The organism is Streptomyces sedi (assembly GCF_006335015.1).
In the GTDB taxonomy this organism is placed as follows: Bacteria; Actinomycetota; Actinomycetes; order Streptomycetales; family Streptomycetaceae; genus Streptomyces; species Streptomyces sedi.
The window spans coordinates 94,689-114,305 of record NZ_VDGT01000007.1 but is presented as its reverse complement, the minus strand read 5'-3'; the positions used below and the strand labels follow the sequence as shown (position 1 = coordinate 114,305).

At 74.2% G+C, this 19,617-nt stretch carries 19 protein-coding genes and 1 pseudogene; 8 read left to right on the top strand and 12 right to left on the bottom strand.

Going from position 1 to position 19,617, the window contains the following annotated elements:
• Positions 1-264 precede the first annotated feature (264 nt).
• The 4 genes and pseudogenes from FH715_RS28855 to FH715_RS11580 all read right to left on the bottom strand — a co-directional run.
• Positions 265-960, bottom strand: a pseudogene (locus FH715_RS28855) (glucuronyl esterase domain-containing protein); the annotation flags it as partial.
• Positions 961-1,150: 190 nt separating this feature from the next.
• Positions 1,151-1,669 (bottom strand): glucuronyl esterase domain-containing protein, encoded by a 519-nt coding sequence (locus FH715_RS28850; RefSeq protein WP_246108691.1) that lies wholly within the window; start codon positions 1,667-1,669, stop codon positions 1,151-1,153.
• 603 nt (positions 1,670-2,272) lie between these two features.
• Complete coding sequence (locus tag FH715_RS11585; RefSeq protein WP_139644129.1) at positions 2,273-2,932, bottom strand: response regulator; 660 nt, start codon at positions 2,930-2,932, stop codon at positions 2,273-2,275.
• Positions 2,920-4,116: a sensor histidine kinase gene (locus FH715_RS11580; protein WP_139644126.1), complete on the bottom strand. Its 1,197-nt coding sequence runs from the start codon at positions 4,114-4,116 to the stop codon at positions 2,920-2,922. The genes FH715_RS11585 and FH715_RS11580 overlap by 13 nt, the downstream gene beginning before the upstream one ends.
• Positions 4,117-4,239: 123 nt before the next feature.
• On the opposite strand from FH715_RS11580, the gene FH715_RS11575 reads away from it, so the two are divergent.
• Entirely contained in the window at positions 4,240-6,213 is a 1,974-nt protein-coding gene (locus FH715_RS11575) for a protein-arginine deiminase family protein (RefSeq protein ID WP_139644123.1), read from the top strand.
• Between the two features lie 156 nt (positions 6,214-6,369).
• Here the strand turns inward: FH715_RS11575 and FH715_RS11570 are convergent, their stop codons facing one another.
• Positions 6,370-6,972, bottom strand: coding sequence for a TetR/AcrR family transcriptional regulator (locus FH715_RS11570; protein ID WP_139644120.1), 603 nt, complete (start codon positions 6,970-6,972; stop codon positions 6,370-6,372).
• Between the two features lie 228 nt (positions 6,973-7,200).
• Between FH715_RS11570 and FH715_RS11565 the strand changes: the two genes are divergently transcribed.
• Entirely contained in the window at positions 7,201-8,055 is an 855-nt protein-coding gene (locus FH715_RS11565; protein ID WP_139644117.1) for an NmrA family NAD(P)-binding protein, read from the top strand.
• Positions 8,056-8,094: 39 nt separating this feature from the next.
• Here FH715_RS11565 and FH715_RS11560 read toward each other — a convergent pair whose 3' ends face one another.
• Complete coding sequence (locus FH715_RS11560) at positions 8,095-9,090, bottom strand: helix-turn-helix domain-containing protein (RefSeq protein WP_139644114.1); 996 nt, start codon at positions 9,088-9,090, stop codon at positions 8,095-8,097.
• A gap of 103 nt (positions 9,091-9,193) precedes the next feature.
• Here FH715_RS11560 and FH715_RS11555 point away from each other — a divergent pair, with 103 nt between their 5' ends.
• Positions 9,194-10,261, top strand: coding sequence for a saccharopine dehydrogenase family protein (locus tag FH715_RS11555; protein ID WP_139644111.1), 1,068 nt, complete (start codon positions 9,194-9,196; stop codon positions 10,259-10,261).
• A 78-nt stretch (positions 10,262-10,339) separates the two neighbouring features.
• Here FH715_RS11555 and FH715_RS11550 read toward each other — a convergent pair whose 3' ends face one another.
• Positions 10,340-11,107 carry a hypothetical protein gene (locus tag FH715_RS11550; protein ID WP_139644108.1) on the bottom strand — a complete coding sequence of 256 codons (768 nt, stop codon included), beginning with the start codon at positions 11,105-11,107 and terminating at the stop codon, positions 10,340-10,342.
• 242 nt (positions 11,108-11,349) lie between these two features.
• On the opposite strand from FH715_RS11550, the gene FH715_RS11545 reads away from it, so the two are divergent.
• The gene (locus FH715_RS11545) at positions 11,350-11,976 is read left to right on the top strand and encodes an AAA family ATPase (RefSeq protein WP_170184705.1); all 627 of its coding nucleotides are present in this window, start codon (positions 11,350-11,352) and stop codon (positions 11,974-11,976) included.
• Positions 11,977-12,066: 90 nt separating this feature from the next.
• The gene (locus FH715_RS11540; RefSeq protein WP_139644103.1) at positions 12,067-14,496 is read left to right on the top strand and encodes a tetratricopeptide repeat protein; all 2,430 of its coding nucleotides are present in this window, start codon (positions 12,067-12,069) and stop codon (positions 14,494-14,496) included.
• 106 nt (positions 14,497-14,602) lie between these two features.
• On the opposite strand, the gene FH715_RS11535 is transcribed toward FH715_RS11540, so the two are convergent.
• The 4 genes from FH715_RS11535 to FH715_RS11525 all read right to left on the bottom strand — a co-directional run bounded on the left by FH715_RS11535 (position 14,603) and on the right by FH715_RS11525 (position 16,526).
• Entirely contained in the window at positions 14,603-14,824 is a 222-nt protein-coding gene (locus tag FH715_RS11535) for a DUF397 domain-containing protein (protein WP_139644100.1), read from the bottom strand.
• Positions 14,821-14,961, bottom strand: a complete 141-nt coding sequence (locus FH715_RS28190; RefSeq protein ID WP_170184704.1) for a hypothetical protein — start codon at positions 14,959-14,961, stop codon at positions 14,821-14,823. Before FH715_RS28190 ends, FH715_RS11535 begins: the two co-directional genes overlap by 4 nt.
• A 31-nt stretch (positions 14,962-14,992) precedes the next feature.
• On the bottom strand, positions 14,993-15,781 hold the full coding sequence (locus FH715_RS11530) for an SDR family NAD(P)-dependent oxidoreductase (protein ID WP_139644097.1): 789 nt from the start codon (positions 15,779-15,781) through the stop codon (positions 14,993-14,995).
• Positions 15,782-15,845: 64 nt separating this feature from the next.
• The gene (locus tag FH715_RS11525) at positions 15,846-16,526 is read right to left on the bottom strand and encodes an FMN-dependent NADH-azoreductase (RefSeq protein WP_139644095.1); all 681 of its coding nucleotides are present in this window, start codon (positions 16,524-16,526) and stop codon (positions 15,846-15,848) included.
• Positions 16,527-16,624: 98 nt separating this feature from the next.
• On the opposite strand from FH715_RS11525, the gene FH715_RS11520 reads away from it, so the two are divergent.
• Entirely contained in the window at positions 16,625-17,134 is a 510-nt protein-coding gene (locus FH715_RS11520; RefSeq protein WP_139644092.1) for a MarR family winged helix-turn-helix transcriptional regulator, read from the top strand.
• Between the two features lie 113 nt (positions 17,135-17,247).
• Positions 17,248-18,153 carry a MerR family transcriptional regulator gene (locus FH715_RS11515; protein ID WP_139644089.1) on the top strand — a complete coding sequence of 302 codons (906 nt, stop codon included), beginning with the start codon at positions 17,248-17,250 and terminating at the stop codon, positions 18,151-18,153.
• 8 nt (positions 18,154-18,161) lie between these two features.
• Here FH715_RS11515 and FH715_RS11510 read toward each other — a convergent pair whose 3' ends face one another.
• Positions 18,162-18,893 carry a haloacid dehalogenase type II gene (locus FH715_RS11510; RefSeq protein WP_139644084.1) on the bottom strand — a complete coding sequence of 244 codons (732 nt, stop codon included), beginning with the start codon at positions 18,891-18,893 and terminating at the stop codon, positions 18,162-18,164.
• 79 nt (positions 18,894-18,972) lie between these two features.
• Here FH715_RS11510 and FH715_RS11505 point away from each other — a divergent pair, with 79 nt between their 5' ends.
• A complete protein-coding gene (locus FH715_RS11505) occupies positions 18,973-19,545 on the top strand; it encodes a CGNR zinc finger domain-containing protein (RefSeq protein WP_139644416.1) in 573 nt (190 codons plus the stop codon).
• The last annotated feature ends 72 nt before the right edge of the window (positions 19,546-19,617 follow it).

Here is a 19,617-nt window from a genome sequence, read left to right as displayed (position 1 = left end):
GGGAGGGCGACGGGGCGGGTGGAGCCGGGATCTCTTTATCGATACAGGTGGCAGGGGAAGGGTGCACCTCCGCACGCCCCGCCGTCTACCTTCGGGGCCCCGAGCGCGCGATGTCCACGACGACCACGCGGCGCCGCCGCTCGATCCCCCGGGGCCGCCAACTCCCCGTGCCCGTCCGCTTCCCGCCGGCCCGCGGCGCGGCGTTGCCGCGGCCGGGATGGGGGCGCGCGCCCGCTCCGCGCGCCCCGGCACCGCGGAGGGGGCTCAGTCGGTGAGCACCGGCGTCTGCCAGTCGCGCCACTCCGCCAGGTTCCCCGACTTCGCGCCGGAGACCCGGAACACGTCGGGCGGGGACCCAGAGCCCAGCAGGAACGCCTGGATCGACCGCGTCAGCGGGCCGTTCCACTCCGCGCGGGACGCGCAGTGGGTGCCGTCCTGGACGTCGGAGACATAGGAGAGGTGGGAGCCCGCGCCCAGCGCCTCGTAGATCTCGGCGCCGCCCAGCGCCGCCACGCTGCCGGACCGCGCGCCAAGCCAGTCCACGTGCGGGTTCTCCATGACCAGCAGCCCGCGCGGCGCGATCATCCCCAGGATCTGGTGGGTGTCCACCGGCAGCGCGGCCGTGTCGCCCGTGTAGGAGCCGAACGCGTCGCCCAGCCAGGGCTGTTCACCGTAGGCGCTGTCCGGCGGCTGGCCGCCCTCGGCCGCCACCCCCCGGAAGATCGGCACCCCGGCGGTGCCGGACTCGATCGGCATGGTCAGCGCGATCCGCTGGTCGAACGCGCCCGCCACCAGCGCCCCCTTGCCGAACCGCGAACACCCCGTGACGCCGGTCGCGTCGGCCCGCAGCACGGTGCCGTCCGACTGCTCGATCACGTCGATGATCCGGCTGACGCCCCAACCCCACGCCTGGAGCAGCCCGGTGGGGCTGGTCGCGCCGTAGAGGTCGTAGAACGCGCCGCGCTTGGCGTTCCTCGGGGTGCCCTAGGTCGTCTCGTTTGGATCTTCGTGGATCAGGGCGCGGCGTCAGATGCGGTGCATCGCAAGGCGCCGGATCGCAGCTCATACTTGGTCGTATTCGCGCGATTCGGTAACGCAGCGAGGTGCCGTAGCTGGCGTCGCGCCCCCGCGAAGATCCAAACGAGACGGCCTAGGCGCCGACGGCGTACGGGTCGTTGGAGATGACGGCCGCGCCCGCCGCCTTGATCGCGGCGGTGTCCGCGCCGAAGCCGCCGTAGACCACCACGGCGGGGAACGGGCCGGTGCCGCTCGGCAGGTCGACGGAGACCGAGAAGCCCGCACTCCGGCCCTGATCCTGGACGTTGACCGTGACGCCGGTCGGGGAGACGGTGCCGGAGACGCTCTCCGGCGGTGCCGGCCGGTCGCCGTAGACGTGCCGCTCCGCGAGCTCCCTGATCTCCGCGCGGCGGCAGCGCCAGTCCTCGCGGCTGGTGATCCGGCTTCCGTCCAGCCGGGTGAACGGGTCGGGCAGCAACGCGTTCGACGGCCCGGAGCCCGGCTCGACCTGGCAGTCGGCGCCGTCGTCCTCCTCGGCGAGGGGGCGCGCGGCGGCGGCCGGGGGCGCGGTGAGCGTGCCGCCGGCCAATCCGGCGACGGCCAGCAGCGTGGCCGCCAGCCAGCGGCGGGGGCGATGACGAGACAAGCGCATGGGGGTACTACCTCCCGGGGGAAGGCACGCCGTCGAGGCGCCAACGTCCCGCCGTGGGGCGGGAGGTGGAGAAGCTCGCTCGGCGGCGCACGCACGAAGGGTGTCGATGCGCCGAACCGCGCTGATGTCGTCGAAGCAGCCCCCAGGCCCCGCGATCGCGGCCCGGTACGTGAGCACCGTAGCGGCCGTCCGGCAGGCCGGACAAGGCTTCCCGGCGGGGCGGCGCCGGGTAAACGTCAACTGTCCGCCGCCGCGGGGGCGCCACCCGGCCCGCGTCGTTCCGCCTCTCCGCACGGGCACCGTGCTTTGCGGAGGTGACGGAGCGGCGATGCCGCGTTGACGGCGCGTGCCGTCGATTTCAGGACGGTTTCGCGGCGGTCCAGACCGTGAAAGACGCAGGAGAGGGCCGGTGTTCCCGGGGGCGGCGAGGTGCGGAGAACGGCTGGTTCCATGGGCAAGAAACCATGATCATTCGCGTCCGCGCACGATCCCCTGACGCATGTCTACGCTCCCTCCGTGCGAAGAGAATCCGCGAGAGAAGAGCGCCCGACACCCCCAAGTCGGCGACGCCGTCAAGCGCCCGCCCGACGCGGGCGGCGCGGGTCAGCGGGCCAGGCCGGTGCGCCAGGCCCAGGCGGCGACGCCGACCCGGTTCCGGGCGCCGACCTTCCGCTGGGCGCTTGCCACATGGGTCTTCACGGTGCCCGGCGAGATCAGCAACTCGGCGGCGATCTCCGCGTTGGTGCACCCCTGGGCCACCAACCCGGCCACCTCCGCCTCCCGTTCGGTCAGCGCGGCCCGTGCCGTGGCGGGCGCGGGGGAGGCGGTCAGGCCGCGCAGCAGGCGGACGGTGATCGACGGCGAGACCAGCGCCTCGCCCGACATCGCCGCCCGGATCGCCTCGACCAGCAGGGTCGGCCCCGACCGCTTCAACAGATAGCCGGCCGCCCCGTCACGCAGCGCCGGATAGACGTACTCGTCGAGGTCGAAGGTCGTCACCACGATGACCCGGGTCTCCGGAACGGCGCCTGGCCCGTCGCCGGCCAACTGCCGGACCACCTCCAGGCCGTCCGGTCCGGGCATCCGGACATCGACCAACAGGATGTCGGGCCGCAGCAGTCGGGCGGTCGCCAACGCCCCGGCGCCGTCGGCGGCCTCCCCGACCACGCACAGGTCGGGCTGCGCGTCGAGGACCAGCCGGAAGCCGTGCCGGATGGCCGCCTGATCGTCCGCGATCACGATGCGCGTCGTCACGTCGGCCATGCTGCCACGAATCTCGCCGTGACCCGCCAGCCCCCAGGGACGCGTGCCGCCGCGGTCAGCGTGCCGCCCAACGCGCCGACCTCCCGGGCCAGTTCGGCGAGCCCCGTGCCGCCACCCGCCCGTGGGCGGCCGACGGCGTCCCCGGCCGCGCCCCTGCCGCCCGCCCCGTCGTCGGTGACGCTGATCTCCAGCTCGGCGCCCCGCCGCCGGGCCACCACGCGCACCCGGCCGACGTGTCGCGCGTGCCGCCGGACGTTGGTCAGCGCCTCCAGCACCACGCGGTAGGCGGCGCCGGAGACGGCGACCGACAGGCCCGGCGCGCGGGTCGCCGGGTCCTGCTCCAGCACCACCTCGGCGTCGTCGGCCGTGTGGAACCGCGCCACCAGCGCGGCCAGCTCCGCCAGCCCCGCCTCGAACGGCGGGGCACCGGCCGGCGCCCCGCCGTCCGCCGCGCCGAGCAGCAGCACCGCGTGGTCCAGCGAGGCCAGTGCCCGCTGCCCGGCTTCCTCGACCTCCGCCAACGCGGCCAGCGCCGCCCGGGGATCGCGCTCGCCCACCACCCCGCCGGCCTGCGCCCGTACCAACATGCCGCTCACCTCGTGGGCCACGAAGTCGTGGAGATGCCGCGCGAGCGCCAGCCGTTGGGCCCGCCTGGCCTCCGCCACCGCCAGCTCCCGGTGGCGGTCCAGTCGCCGCAGCGCCGCGCCTCCCACCGCCGCCGCGAGCCCGGCCAGCGCCCAGCCGGCGCAGAGCACCGCCAACTCGCCCGCCGGCGAGGGTGGTTCCATCCGCAGCCCGAGCCGCGTCGGCAGCGCGCCGAGGGCCAGCAGCAGCCCGCCCGCCGCGGGCACCGCCCAACGAGCCGGCTCGGCCCGGACGACCAGCGTCAGCAGCGCCAACAGCCCAGCCGTCTCGACCAGCCACCACACCCCGGCCCGGTTCGGCGACGACCCGCCGTAGCCGAGCGTCGCCCCCGCCGAGAGGGTGACCACCGCCGCCACGGTCAGCCGCCCGGCCGGCACCCCCGCCGGCCGGCGGCCGGACAGGGCCGGCCACAGCAGCGCGGCGCCGACCGCCAGCGCCGCCGGCAGCGTGATCGACCAGCCCACGGCGCGGACGTCGTGCCCGGCCCAGCCCGCCACACCGCAGACAAGGGCAGGACCGAGCCACGCGCGCCACCTCATCCGCCCAGCCTAGGGCCGCCGTTCCCCGCCTCTGCCGAAAGGGGGAGGCTCCCCGGCCGGCCGGGCGCCGTCTCCGCCGAAACGCCGATGTGCCGCCGCCCGCCCCCGGGACAGGCTGGCGGTATGTCGAAGAGACCGTTCCCGAACCCGTTCCGCTCCTGGCCCCGGCGGCGCCGGACCACCGGCGGCCTGCTGGCCGTGGCCCTGCTCGGCACCGGGGTGGCCGCCGGAGTGAGCGCCCACGGCTCGTCGCAGGCGCCGGACCGCCCCCGTCTGCTGGCGGACACCGACCGCGACGGCCGGCCGACCCACCGAGACGAGGCCGGCAAGGGTGAGTGGCACGACGACCGGGGCGCCCTCGTGCTGCCCAACATCGACGACGACGCCGGGCGCTGCCCGACGCTCGCCCCCGACGGCCGACGCCTGACCGACGAGCGCCTCGCCGCCTGCCACGACGGGACGGACGACGTGGTCGCCGACGTTGAGGACGCCGCCGACCTGGCCCCGCTCCGGCTGGCGGGCGGCGCCGACCCCGGCCCTGCCGCCCGCGCGACGCTCAGTCTGGACGAGGCGTCGGCCCGGCACGCCGGGCTCTTTCTGCGCGGCACCGGCCCCGACGGCGAACCGACCCACACACCGTTCCCGGACGGCGGCGAGCTGACGCGGGAACAGCTGGTGGACGGGGCGGACTTCGCGCTGGAGGTGCGCGACATCGTGCGCGACCCCGAGCGATGGAACGGGTTCGTGGACGTCACGTTGACCATCGACGACCGGGGCGAGACCTATCGGGACCGGGTGCGTCTGCGGGTGGCGCCGCTGCTGCTCACCCACGACCTGCTGCCGGTGGAACGGATGCTGGTCTCGGACAACGGCACTACTCCCGAACAGGCGGAGCGCGAGGGCTACGACCCCGGGACACCCGCCGAGCCCCACCTGCCCGGCGAGGCGGAGTTCCGCGCCGGGCTCGCCGAGGGTCTGGCCGAGGCCGGGGTCGACGATCGGCTGCTCGACTACCCCACGGGCGGCGACCAGTGGACGCGCGACCAGTTCATCACGGGCTACGCCATGGCGCCGGGGCCCGACGGGGAGCCACGACGGCTGAGCGTCCTCCTCCGCTCGGCCGACGTGATGCCGGAGGGCAGCAGCGCCGACTTCCCGCTGCGGGACGGCGGCCGGACGGCGTTCACCGTCTTCCGCGGTGCGGACACCGCCGTGCTCCAGGAGTTCACCGCCGACCGGGTGGGGGACGACGAGCACAGCGCGCTGTGGGGCTCGTTCAGCTCCACCGGCAACTTCCTGGTCGCCCCGCCCTACCGGACAGCCGCCGCGGACTTTCCGACCGGCCGGGTGCTCTACGGCTCGGACGGCGGACTCGCCGCCCCGGACCCGGCGTTCACGGGACTGCTCGCGGCCCAGGGCGAGCAGGACCCGCTGGCCGTGGACACCAGCTGGCTGGGCGTGGGGCACATCGACGAGTTCCTGTCCTTCGTGCCCGCCGACAACGAGCGGGGCTGGGCCGCGCTGGTCGCCGACCCCGACTGGGGCCTGCGCCTGCTCGCCGAGGTGGCGGAGGCGGGCGGCGGCGAGCAGCCGCTGGTCCGCGACGTGGATCCGGAGCTGACGCCCTACCCCGGGCTGACCGTGGCCGCCGCCCTGGAACACCCCCAGCTGCGGGCCGGCACCGAGCTGGCGTCCGCCGGCGTGGACGCGGCGCTCGCGGTGCTGACCGAGGAACTGGCCCTCACCGACGAGGACATCGTCCGGGTCCCGGCCCTCTTCGAGAGCCTGGACATCCCGGGCCACCCACGGCAGGGCGTCGTCGCCAACCACCTGCCGGCGGTGGCCAACGGCGTCCAGCCGGGCACCGAGGTCTTCCTGGCACCCGACACGCACGCCCCGCTCGACGCCTCGGGCGCGGACGTCTTCCAGCGCGCCACCGAGGAGTCCCTCGCCCGGGTGGGTGTCCGGGTCGCCTGGGTCGAGGACTGGGAGTACGCGCACGGCGTGGGCACGGTCGGCGGCGAACTCCACTGCGTCACCAACGCGTTCCGTGACCTGACCGCCGTCGAGCCGTGGTGGCGCGAGAGAGCGCGGTGAACCCGGGCCGCCGGACGCGTCCTGGTACCCGCTCAGGGCGTCGGGCCGGGGCGTGGACATGGGCCGCGCCCCGACCCCGCGGGCCCGTTGCGCACGGCCGGGGTTCGCACCGGCCGGCCCGCCGACTCCGCCGACTCCGCCGGGTCGGCCGCGCGGTCAGCAGCCGCCGGGGGCGGGGGAGTGCCCCCGGATCCCGTCCAGCAGGTACCGGGTGCGGCGGTCGTAGTCGTCCCGGCCTGGCCGCTCGCCGTGCCGGAGGGCGAGGGCGTTGTCGACGACGAGCGCCTGGAGGTCGCCCGCCGTGAACTCCGGCCGCAGCGCGCCGGATGCCCGTGCCGCCGCGACGAACTCCTCGTTGGCCTCGCCGCCGACCCGGCAGATCTCCATGAGCCCCGGTGAATCCGGATACGTCCGCAACAGGACGTCGTTGAAGGCGGGCTGCCGGTACTGGAGGTCGCGGAGCGCGGTGAGGTAGTGGGTGATCCGCTCGCCGGCGTCGTCGATGGTCCGCGTGCGGTCGATGACGGCCGACAGCTCACTCGCCACGACCTCCTCGATGACGGCCTCGATGAGGCCGATCCGCCCGCCGAACCGGTTGAAGACGGTGGCCTTGCTCACCCCGGCCGCCCTGGCGACCTCCTCCAGCGGCACCGTCAGGCCCTGCCCCTGGAAGGCGCCGATCGCGGCGGCGCGGATCTGCTCCGCGTTGCGCCGGGCGTCGGCGCGCAGCCGGGGTCCCGAAGGCGTCGCACCGGCCATGGCCCTCACCTGCCTCCTTCTCGTGCGGACCGTACGGAACGCACGGAACGCTCCGACCGCGGGCATCGCATCACACCCGGGGCGGGACTTGACTCGCCGAGTCAGTTTACCTACGGTCGCAGACGCAAGATAAACTGACTGGCATGGTCAGCTTATGGCCGGTCCACGGTCACGGTTGACGCCGTGAACGGCCGGAAGACGCCGTGGGCGCTCAGGAAGGATGAGGAAATGATCGTTGTCACCGGCGCCACCGGTGGACTGGGCGGCGCCACCGTCGCGCACCTCCTGCGGCGCGTACCCGCCGACCGGATCGGGGTCAGCGTCCGCGACGCCGCCGCGGCGCGTCACCTCGCCGACCGTGGCGTGCGCGTGCGGCAGGGCTCTTACGAGGACCCGGCCGCGTTGCGTGACTCCTTCGCCGGCGCCGAACAGGTCCTCCTGGTGTCCGGCAACGATCCGGCCGCCGACCTGGTCGCCCTGCACCGGAACGCCGTCGGGGCCGCGGTCGAGGTCGGCGTCCGACGGATCGTCTACACGAGCCAGCAGGGCGCCGTCCCGGGCAACCCGTACCCGCCGTCGGACATTCACCGCGCCACCGAGGCGGTCCTCGACGACTCCGGCGTCGCCTGGACCGCGCTGCGCAACGGCGCCTACGGCCCGCTCGACCAGGTCCTCGGCCCGTGGCGGCGGACCGGCGTCATCGCCCGGCCGGCGGACGGCCCCGTGCCGTACACCGACCGCGACGACATCGCCGAGGCCACGGCGGTCGTACTCGCCGGCGACCGCGCCTTCGACGGCCCCGTGACCCTCACCGCGCCGACCGCCGTCACCCTCGAAGAACTCGCCGGCATCGCCTCCGGGCTCACCGGCGCCGCCGTCAGGCGCGTCGTCGTGGACGACGCGCGGTGGGTCGCCGACCAGGTCGCGAGCGGTGTGCCGGAACGAATGGCCCGGCTCCTGCTGACCTGGTACCAGGCCGCCCGCGCCGGCCACTTCGCCGAGGCCGGCCCGCTGCTGGCCGAACTCCTGGGGCGAGAGCCCCGCACCGCCGCCGACCGGCTCGCGGCCCGCCGAGCCGCCTGAGCCCGGAGCCGCCGGCTGAGCACCCGGTCGCCGGTCCGCTCACGCCCCGAAGGACGCGCGGCGGGCGCGGGCCGGACCACCGCTCGCCCCGCTCGGCGTCCGTGCCCGGAACGTGCGGCGGTAGGTGTCCGGCGGAACGCCCACCGTGCGCTGGAAGTGGCGGCGCAACGTGGTCGCCGTTCCCATACCGGTGGCCGTCGCGACGGCGTCCACCGTCTCGCCCGTGGTCTCCAGCAACTCCTGCGCCCGGCGTATCCGTTGGATCAGCAGCCACTTCAGCGGCGTCGTCCCCGTCGCGGCGCGGAAGTGGCGCCCGAGGTGGCGCGCGCTCATGCCCGCGCGCCGGGCCAGGTCCTCCACGGTCAACGGCTGGTCCAGCCGCGCCAGCACCCACGGGAACAGGCCCTCCAGCGGGTGGTGCGTCGGCGCGGGCAGCGGGGTCGTCACGAACTGGGCCTGCCCGCCCTCCCGTTGCGGCGGGACCACCAGCCGGCGTGCGAGCGTGTTGGCGACCGCCGAGCCGTGGTCGAGGCGGACCAGATGCAGGCACAGGTCCATCGCGGCGGCCTTGCCGGCCGAGGTGAGCACCGTGCCGTTGTCCACGTACAGCACGTCGGGGTCGACCGTCACCCGGGGATGGCGCGCCGCCAGCGCGGCGGTGTGCTCCCAGTGCGTGGTCGCGCGCCGCCCGTCCAGCAGGCCGGCCGCCGCCAGCACGAACGCGCCCGTGCAGAGCGAGGCGACCCGCGCCCCCGCCTCGTGGGCGGCGCGCACCGCGTCGACCAGGGCGGCCGGCGGCTCCCGCTCCACGTCCGCCCACCCCGGCACGATCACCGTGTCCGCCTCCGCCAGCGCCTCCAGCCCCCGGTCCGGCTCCATCAGGAACCTGCCGACCCGCACGCTGCCCGGCCCGCAGATCGCCAGGGTGTACCAGGGGTCGGCCAGCTCCTCCGGGTTGGCCCCGAACACCTCGCAGGCCAGCGCCAGTTCCAGGTGCAGCATCCCGTCGGTCGCCGCCACCGCCACAGTCGTCATGTCCGAAAGTGTATGGGGCATGTCGTTCCAGACGGTCGCGGGCGGGTGCAGCCCGCCGACAGGATCTTCCCCAGCAACGGAACACGCACCACGGAGGTCCACCATGACGACGACAGAGCGGCAGCCGGTCGGGCCCGCGTCCGCCCGACCGATCGCGGTCTACGGCGCCTACGGGCACACCGGCCGCTTCGTCGTCGACGAGCTGCGCTCCCGCGGCTACCTGCCGGTCCTCGTCGGCCGCGACGCCGACCGGCTCAAGGCCCTGGCGTACGAGCGCGGCGGCGAGCCCCGCCCCGCGGCCGTCGACGACCCGGCCGCGCTCGACGCGGCGCTCGTCGGCACCGCCGCCGTGATCAACACCGCCGGCCCGTTCGCCGCGACGGCCGCACCCCTGATCGAGGCGGCCCTGCGCGCCGGCATCCCCTATCTGGACGTGGCCGCCGAGATCGAGGCCAACGCCGACACCTTCGCCCACTACGCCGACCGCGCGCGGCAGGCGGGCGCGGTGGTCGTCCCCGCGATGGCGTTCTTCGGCGGCCTCGGGGACCTGCTGGTCACGGCGGCCATGGGGGAGTGGGCCCGGGCCGACGAGGCGCACATCGCCTACGGGCTGAGCGGCTGGCATCCCACCGCCGGAACCCGCGTCTCCGGCACGGTCTCCCGGGAACGCTGCGAAGGCCGCCGCATCCGCTACAGCGGAGGCCGGCTGGAACACCGCGACGACGCCCCGCCGACGCTGGAGTGGCGCTTCCCCGCCCCGCTGGGACCGCGCGCGGTCATCGGGGAGTTCACCATGGCCGACGTCGTGACCGTGCCCAGCCATCTGGACGTGCCGGAGGTGCGCACCTACATGACCACCGAGGCGGCCCGCGACATCGCCGACCCCGACACCCCCGCGCCCGCGGCCACCGACGCGCACGGCCGCTCCGACCAGACGTTCCTCGTCGACGTCCGCGTCCGCGCCGGCGACGCGGAACGCCGCGCGGTCGCCCAGGGCCGGGACATCTACGCCGTCACCGCGCCGCTGGTCGTCGAGGCGCTGGACCGCGTCCTGACCGGCCGCACCCGCGCGGTGGGCGTCGTCTCCGCCGGCGAACTCTTCGACGCGGCCGACTTCCTGCGGGCCCTGGCCCCCCACGTGACGGTCGAGACGGAGGCGTGGACGGTGTGAGCGGGCCCCGGACCGGTAGGCGTTTCGAGTCGTTGCCGCCCGCACCTGCCGGGAGGCGACCGCCGTCGAAGGGCACCCTCACGGCATCAGCGCCTCCCGCAGGGTGGCGACCGCGCGCGCCCGCGCGAGGTCGGCGGACTCCGGGTACGTGACGATCCAGTCGACCAGCACGGTGATCGTTCCCTCGGAGTTGGCGACGATGACGTCTCCGTCGCGGTGGTGCCGGGCGACGCGCTCACGGATGCGTTGCCGCTGCCCCGCGTCCAACCCCGGGCACGTAGTGGTGTCGACGCTCAGCTCGGTGGTGAACCCGCCCAGCGTGGGGTCCGCCCGGCCGTCGGAGGGGTCGCCGGGCAGCTCCCAGCGCAGGGCCCCCTCGGGAATGTGGGTCGACTCGTCGATACGAAGCCCCGTCGTCACGGCGAGCACCTGGAAGTTCACGTCCCACAACCCACTCGGCCCCTCGCCGAAGTGGATACCGGTCCTCTCACGCAACGTCCTCATCGCCCAACTCTCACCGTCCTCCCCTGACTCGGGCACCGCTTCCGACACCAGCGTGCCGGCCCGGTAGTGCAGCGCGGCGGGCTCGACCTCGTCGACCCGCACCAGGTGCACGTCCGTCGCCCGAGAAGCCTTCCGGAGATGGCCCGCGTTTTCGGAGAGCCTGTGTTCCACGTCGATCACGACCGCCCAGCCGCCCACCAGCGCCGCGCACATCTCGGGGGGCCGTGACATCGAGGTGGCGCCCTCGAAACGCGTCGTACCGCCCGCCGGAGAGAAGAGGTGCGGCACCGCCTCGTCGAGATCGGTGGTCCGCACGGCGGCCATCTCCATGCTCCAGCCCATGAAAGTCCCTTTCTCGCTCCGCACTGTCGCTCACACGCCACCCCTCCGTGAGGCCACTCCCATTGGACGCCGTGGTATGTCGAGTGGTGTCTCACCGTAGAACACGCCACTGACAACGGCCGGCCCCACGGCCGGCGATGAGGGCTACCCCGCCCCTTCCCCGGCGTGCTAGCGTCGCGTTCGCCTTGGGCCCCTTCCGGCTTCCGGACGCGCCTGTTCGTCGAACGGAAGGAAACGGGCGCATGTCACGCCGTCACGGCCCCGGCCACTTCACCGAGGATCCCTACGCGCAGATCGTCTCGCCGCACGGAATCCCCGTCGACGACCTCGTCTCCGTCCTCCAGAAGGCGATCCGCAGGAGCGAGGTCGACAACGCCGTCCTGGCCGCCTACGAGATGTGCACGACGTCGCCCGACGTGGCGGAGCATCTGTGGCGGCGGCTGCGGCTGATCGCCGTCGAGGACGTCGGCACGGGGCTGCCGCTCGCCCCGGTCCTGATCGAGACGCTGCACAGGAACTTCGAGGCCCGGCCTGGCGGCGACTGGATGATGGCCTGCCACGCCGTCCGCCTGCTGGCCACCGCACCCAAGGACCGCACCGCCTCCGAACACGCCGACTGGGTCGCGACGATGGTCGAGCGCGGCGACGCGCTGGTGGAGGTACCCGACCACGCGCACTGCGTGCACACCAAGGCGGGCCAGGAGTTGGGCAGGGGCCTGACGCAGTGGTGGGAGAACGGCGCCCGGGTGCACGACGAACTGCCGGGCGCCGAGCACCGTTTCCGCGACGAGTTGATCCGGCTCCACCGCGAGGACGAGACGGAGAACGGCACCGAGCCGCCCCCGTCCCGCTGGACGCGTACGGACTGAGCGCCGTTGTCAGTGGCCCCCACTACGGTGGGTCACCACTCGGCGGTGTTGCTGCCGCCGAGTGGCCACGTCTCGACGGGGGAAGGTCCCATGTCTGTCAACAACCTTTTCGGAGTACGGGTTCTGAGCATCGACCGTGAGCGGTGCCGGGTGCGTCTGCGGGTTCTCGTCACCCGCTACGAGGATCTGCTGGACGAGGACGGCGACGCCCTGCTGCCGGACGATCCCAGCTTCTTCTTCCGGGTGCTGGTCGAGGCCGCGGACGACACGATCGGTTTCCGCTACGGGCCGTTGACCGACCTGGTGACGCACGGGGAGTACTTCGACGCCGACTGGATCGACCGGCACACCCACCGGTTCGTCACCGCCGTGGAGCGGGTCGCCGCGCACAACCTGGAGGTGGACCCGGAAGAGTTCGAGGAGTACTCCGGCGAGTGCGAGGACGGGGCCTGGCCGGACGAGGAGCTGCTCGTACAGGGAGACTTCGACATCCGGGTCACGGACCCCCGCTGGCTGGAGCCGCTGCGGGTCGGGGACTGCTGGGACACGGGGAACTTCGCCTCGGACGCCGTGCCGTCGACGGGCGAGGACATCGAGCCGTGGTACGCCCGGCAGGCGGAACGCGGCAGCGCGCACGGCCACTTCCTTCTCGGCTGGCTGCGCGAGGAGCGGGGCGACACGGCCGGAGCCGCGGAGCGTTACGCGCAAGCCGCCGACCTGGCCGACCCCGCGACCGAGGGCAAGGCGCTGCTCGCGCTGGGGGACCTCCGGGCGCGGGAGGGCGCGTACGAGGCGGCGTGCGCCAGTTATGAACGCGCCGAGCACAGCGCGCCCCATCCGCACTACGGGGACCGCTACCGCTCCCGGGCGGCCGTACGGCGCGGGGTGCTGCTGCGCGGACTCGGCCGGGAGACGGAGGCCGATGCGGAGTTCGGGTGGGCCCTCGCAACGGAATTCGCCCAACGTGATGAGGGCCTGGCCGCGGAGATACGCCGAAGCACCGGCACCGAGTCGCCGGCGGCCCACGCTCACCGACTCGCCGGCGACGGTGACCTGACCGGCGCCCGGGCGCTGTTGGAGGAGCACTACGGCGAGCCGGCACGCGCGTTGGCCGGTCCCCTCCTCGCGGAAAACTTCCCGGAGGCCGAAGCCCTGCTCCTGGCCATCACCGAGGACCGCGACCTGGACGCGGCCGCGACCCTGCTCGTCGCTCTCTCCCTCGCCTGGGCCGACGAGTGGCGGCGGCGGCGCGCGGTGACGGCCACGTTGCGGCTGGCCATGTTGACGGGGCGCCCCGCCGAGGGATACCGGGCCGCCGTCGCCGGGACCGGCGGCCCGGCCACCCTCGGCGCGCGGCGGGTGGGGCGGAAGTTGCTGGAGCTGCTGGAGCAGGACGGTTCCGCGTCGGCCGTCCTCGTGATGGCCACGGCTGCCGAGTGCTGGGACCCGTCCGCGGCGGCCAGGGGCTTTCTGACGGTGGGCACCAGGTCGCGGGAGCGAGGCGATCTCGCGGAGGCCGTCGAGTGGCTGGAGCGTGCCGCTTCGGCGGACACCGCCGACGAGGAGACCCGAGCGCTCTCCTCCCTCGGACTCGGCCTCGCCCTGCGCGACCTGGGCGAGCCGGAGCGGGCTGCGGAGGCGTTGCGTCAGGCGGTGGACCGTTGCGGGGCCCAGCACCGTCTGGGGCGCCAAGCCGTCGCGGCGACCGGGGCGTTGGCCGTACTTGCCCACGCGCGAGGCGATCGGACGGAGGCGTTCGCCGACTGGGGGCGCGCGGTGGTGCGGCTCTCCCGGTGGGAGGGCGGCAGCGGGACCGCTCGCGCCCTCCACACCCTGCTCAGGGTTCTCAAGGAGCACGGGGCCCCGGAGGAGGCGGTGCACGCGCTCAACGCGGCGCTGGAGGCGGAAGGGATGTCGTTCGCACGGCGGGTCGAGGCGTCGTCCAAGCCACACTTCCAGGCGGTCTTCCGCTATGGCGAGTTCCTACACGACGGGGACGAGAGCGAGTTGGGCCTGACCCTGCTGAGGACGGCGGCTGAGGGGACGGGGCAATGGGCGGCTCGCGCCGCCCTCGCCCTGGCCACCCAGGCGGAACGCGAGGGCGACCAGGACGCGGCCCGTGAGTGGCGGCGGCGCGCGAAGAACAGCGGCGACAGCGGGATGGCCCTCACCGCTGTGCTTCAGCTCGGCGCGGCGGCCAAGGAGGAGCGGGACCTGCCGGCGCTGCTGGAACACTTCGGGCGCACGGCCGCCTCCGACCACGAGCAGGCGCCGCTGTTCGCCGCGCACATAGGGGAGTTGTGCTACTGGTTGGGACGCCGGGACGAGGCGGTGGACTGGTACCGCAGGACGCTGGCAGCCAGCGAGGACGCCGAGCTGGTGGGCGAGGCCGGCTACCGCGTCGGCGAGATCCTGGTCGAACGGGGCGAACGCGAGGCCGCGTTGCCGCTGTTGCGGCGCGCCGAGCGCAGCGGGTTCGAGCCGTTCGCCGGACAGGCGCGGGAGTTGCTGGGGCGGTGACGACGCACTGAATGGAGTGAACCCCGTAGCCCGGTGAGTCGGTGGTGGGGCATGGATACGAGAAGGGCCCCCCACGTGTTTTCGTGAGGGCCCGGGGCAGGCGCGGTCAGGGGAGCAGGTCGGACTGGCCGTCCTGGACGCCGCCGATGAACGCCCGGTAGTCGTCAACGGACAACAGCAACACCTTGGCTCGCGGATCGCCGACGTCCTTGGAGTCCCTCAGGGCCACCACGCCGTCGACGAAGGCGACCTCCAGACAGTTGTCGCCGCCGCTGCTGCGGTGACTCTTGGTCCAGACGGCCTCGCTGAGGTCGACCTCTTTGATCATTTGTAGTGTTCCTTTGCCACATCGCGGATGAGTCGGAGCGACGCCGCCGCGTCAAGCGCCTCGCTGCGGAGGTGATTCAGGCTCGTCTCGTACCGACCGAGGTCCCTGTCCTCCTCCAGGAACAAGGTGGTCGTCATGGGGGCCGCCCGGCCCCGCGCCGGTGCGGCGTCAGGGGCCGACGTGGGGGGCGCGCGCGGCGGATGAGCCGTCGCGGACCAGCTCGCCCGTGAGGTTGCCGTTGGCTCCCGAGCCGAGGAACAGGACCAGCTTGGCGACGTCGTCCGCGTCGGAGAGACGGCGGGTGGGCGTGCCGGCGGCGAGCCGCTCGACGATCGCCGGGGGGATGGGCGGTCGGCTGTCGGTCAACGTGAAGCCCGGGGCCACCACGTTGACGAGTATCCCGTCGCGACCGGCCTCCCAGGCGAGGCCGCGGGCGAGGCCGTGGAGGCCCGACTTGGCCGTTCCGTACGGTCCGGGGCCGGGCACGCCCTCCTCGGCGACGCCCGAGGAGATCAGCACGATCCGGCCCCAGCCGCGCGAGCGCATGCCCGGCAGGACCGCCCGGACCTGGGCGGCGGCGCCGACCAGGTTGGCGCCGATCATGGCCTGCCACTCCTCCAGTGGCACGTCCTCGAAGCGGATGCTCGGGTCCGGCGGGCCGTCGCCGCCCCAGCGCACGGCGTTGGCCACGAGCACGTCGACCCCGCCCCAGGCTGCGACGACCGTGGCCACGGCCTCCTCGACGGTGGGGAGATCCTCCAGGTCGAGCCGGACGGCGAGTGCCTGCCCGCCGCCGGCCTCGATCTCGGAGACGACCTTCTCCGCCTTCTCCCGGCTGTCGCGGTAGGTGAGGGCGACGCGGGCGCCCTCCCGTCCGTAGGCGCGGGCGGTCGCGGCGCCGATACCGGTCGACGCGCCGCTGACCAGGACCACACGGTCCCTGAGTGCGGTGTCCATCGTGCGTGATGTCCTCTCTCGTGGGGGGAAGGGGGCTGTGAGCTGGCGGGGGCCGGGCCTCGCCCTACGGAACGGTTCGGTTCGCGCGGGCCTCGGCCGGTACGCCGGCGGCCAGTGCTTCGACCGCTTCCAGGGCGGCGGCCCGGGACGCCTCGTGGGCGTCGCGGAACGGCTTCAGGAACGGCATGACCGGGGCGGAGGTGAGTTCCGTGTGCACGAACTCCACGTCCTCCAGGCCGAGTGCCGAGAAGTAGGCGCGCAGATAGGGCTCCTGGAAGTCGAACGGCTGCCGGGGCGTGCCGGGGCCGTAGGCGCCGCCGCGGGCGCTGAGGATCACGGCGGACTTCCCCGCGAGCGGCAGCCACCGCAGGGTCACCTGGTCGATCCAGGCCTTGAGGGCGGCGGGGATGGTGAAGTTGTACATGGGCGTGCCGACGAGCAGCACGTCGGCCGCGAGGAGTTGCGTGACGAGGGGGCGGGTCGCCGCCCATGCCCCGGCCAGTTCGGGGGCGGCGGCCACCGCCTCGTCCATGGTCGCGAGGTCCTTCACGCCGTCCAGGGAGGACCGGGCGGCCAGCTTCACCCGGGCCTCGTCGATGGGCGCGACCGGCTCCGCCAGCAGGTCCCGGTAGGTGTAGGTGCCTTCCGGACGAGCGGCCCGCCAGCGCGTGACGAAGGCCGCGCCAAGCTCCCGCGAGAACGAGTCGGTGCGGGCGCTGGCATCCAGATGCAGCAGATGCGCCACAGCAGTTCCTTTCAGGCTAGATGATCTGAAGTAGAAATCAGAGTAATCCAAGATAGTTGTGAACCAAGACGATTTTGACGCGTTGCTAGCCTGCTGGTATGTCCCTCACCCCCACCGGCGACCAGGTGTCGGCCGGCCGGCTCCACGGCGATCTGCACTGGCTGTTCGCCCGCCTCAAGCAGGGCCTCGCCACGGCGGAAGTGTCGGTCGTGCGCGAGCACGGCATGAGCCTGTGGGGCTACACGGTCCTGATGGCCGTCGTCGAAGCTCCCGTGCGGAGTCAGCTCTCCCTGGCCCAGGCCGTCTCCGTCGACAAGAGCAAACTCGTCCTGGTTCTCGACGAGTTGGAAGCTGCCGGGCTGGTGCGCCGCCGTCCGGACCCGGCCGACCGCAGGGCCCGCATCGTGGAGGCGACCGAGGAGGGCCGGCGCACCCTGGACGCCGCACGCGCGGACGTCGAGGCGATCGAGGCCAGCCTGCTCGCCGACCTGGACGCCGACGCCCAGGAGGGGTTGCGCACCGTGCTGCGTCGGCTCGTCGGCACGCCCGTGGCGCGGATCGAGGACGGACGGCAGAGCGACAACGCCTGCGCCGCGGACCGGCGCTGACGGCGGGCCTCACCGCGTGGAAGCCGCCGCGGGGCGCCGTGGGTTGCACCTTCCGCAGCGGCATGTGGTGCGGTGGGTCCACGTTCCGATGCCCTGAGGAGAGGTCCCCGCCCATGCACCCGTTTCCCCAGCCGCCCCGCCAGGTCAGGATCGGGGACGCGGCGGCCTTCGTCGGCACCACGCCACGGGCGATCCGCCACTACCACGCGATCGGTCTGCTCCCCGAGCCCGAGCGGGGCGGCGACGACCGCCGCCGTTACGGGTACGAGGACATGATCCGCCTGCTGTGGATCCGCAGGATGGCCGACGCCGGGATCGCCCTGGACGACATCCGCGACGCCCTCACCACCGGCACGGGCCCCGCCGACGCGGACGGAGGGGACGGTGTCGCGGGCACGCTGGAGCGGCTGGAGGAAACGCTCGCCGGGCGGGAGGCGGAGGCCCGGCGGCAACGGGACGCCGTGCGGCGGATGCGCGCCGAGGGCAGCCGGTTGGGCCTGCTCTCCGACTTCGTGACCGCACGCCTCAAGGACCTGCCGGAGGGCTCCCTGCGTCAGGAGGACCTGGACACCCTGCTGGTCACCGAGCGGATCTTCGGCCCGCTCGGCGCGGCCGTCCAGGCCAGCCGCTTCCTCGCACTGGCCACGCATCCCACGCTCCGGGAGGAGTCCGACCGCGTCGACGAAGCCGAGGAGGCGCTCGACGACGGTGTCGCCGTCGACGACCCACGAGTGGCTCAGGTGGCCGCCGAGCGGCACGCCTTCGAGAGCGCGCTGCACGCCGTCATCGAGGAGTCGGGGCTGGAGGAGGACGAGGATGCTCTCTTCGACGCCTGGGAAGCCCTGCACCCCGCTGCCGCCGACGACGGCGAGGGCGACCTGGGCCCCGGCCGGCGGGAGGCCGGCTCCATGAGCGCGTTCGAGGCCGTCGGCAAGATGCCCTACGACTTCTCCCCGGCCCGCCTGCGCTGCATGGAGCTGGCGGTGGAACTCCCCGTCCGGGACGCCCCCGCCACCTGAGGCGCGGCTCAGGCGCCCAGCGCGGTGGCCAGCGCGTGCAGGCCGTCCACGCGCAGGTCGAAGTCGTCCGACGGGCACGGCGGATCGCCGACCGGCCGGCTGACATGGGCGGTGGACATGCCCACCGCCCGCGCCCCGCGCAGGTCCCACGCGTGGGCGGCGACCATCAGCACACGTGCGGGCGGCATCCCGGCGGTGTCGACGGCGAGTCGGTAGACCTCGGGGGCCGGCTTGTAGGCCCGGACGGTCTCGGCGGAGAGGGCCTGGTGCCATCGCAGGCCGGCGTGGGCGTTCAGTCCGAGCAGCGCGGTGTGGTCGGCGTGGGAGAGGGCGAGCACGGGGAACCGCCGGGAGAGGCGGGCCAGGGCGTCGACGGAGTCGTGCCAGGGGGGCAGCCGTCGGCTGGCCGTGGCCAGGCGGGCGAGGGTGTGGGGGTCGCCGAGTCCGAGTCCGTCGGCGACTCGTCGCGCCGCCTCGCCGTCGAGAGTCGTGGTGGTGGCCCAGGGGCGCCGACCTGCCGCGATGCGTCGCTGCTCGTGTGCCACATGGCGCTGCCAGAGCGAGAGCAGTGCCTCGACGGACGCCTCGTCCACCGAGGGCGCGACCTCGCGGATCGCCGCCCGCAGCCCGCCGGGCTCGTCGACCAGCGTGCCGAGGACGTCCAGCACGACGGCCTCCACGCCCTCGACCCCTCGGGTGCCCGTGACGACCCTCCGGGGTTCCTCGGGGGCCCCGCCCATCAACGGCCTCCTTCGCGTAACTGGTTGAACCGGTGACGATGTTGCCCCGTCGCCCGTCACCGGTCAAGATGGTGACGTGATGTTCTCGTTCGTCAGCGGCGATCCGTCGCTCGACCTCACCGGCACCGTGCTCTCCCGCCGGGACGCGCCCGTCGACCTGCTGACCGACCCGGCGGCGCTGGAGCGCTGGGTGGGGGAGTGCCCGGGGCTTCCCGACCGGCTCACCGGGGGCGGCTCGGAGCGCGACGGCCTCTTCGAGAGCGCGTTGGCGCTGCGCGAGGCGCTCTACCGGCTCGCGCTCGACCGCGTGCGGGAGCGCCCGTTCCACCCGGCCGCCCTGGAGACGGTCAACGTGTCCGCCGCCGGGCCGCCCCCCGCGCTCCGCCTGAGCGACGCGGGGGCGCGGATCACGGGGGACCTGGGCGCGGTGCTGGCCGGCCTGGCCAGAAGCGGGATCGCCGTGCTGGCCGACCCCGGCGCCCGCCTCAAGGAGTGCGGGCGCGAGAGCTGCACCCGGCTGTATCTCGACCAGTCGCGCGGGGCCCGGCGCGCGTGGTGCGGGATGGACGGCTGCGGGAACCGCGTCAAGGCCGCCGCCTACCGGGCCAGGAGGCGGCGGCCCGACGCGGTCCCGCCGCGTCAGAAGTCGTAGTCGTGGTCGTGAGGAGCCGTCGAGTTGCCCCGCGCCGAAGTGGGGGCGGCGGTGCGCCCGGCACGGAACGCC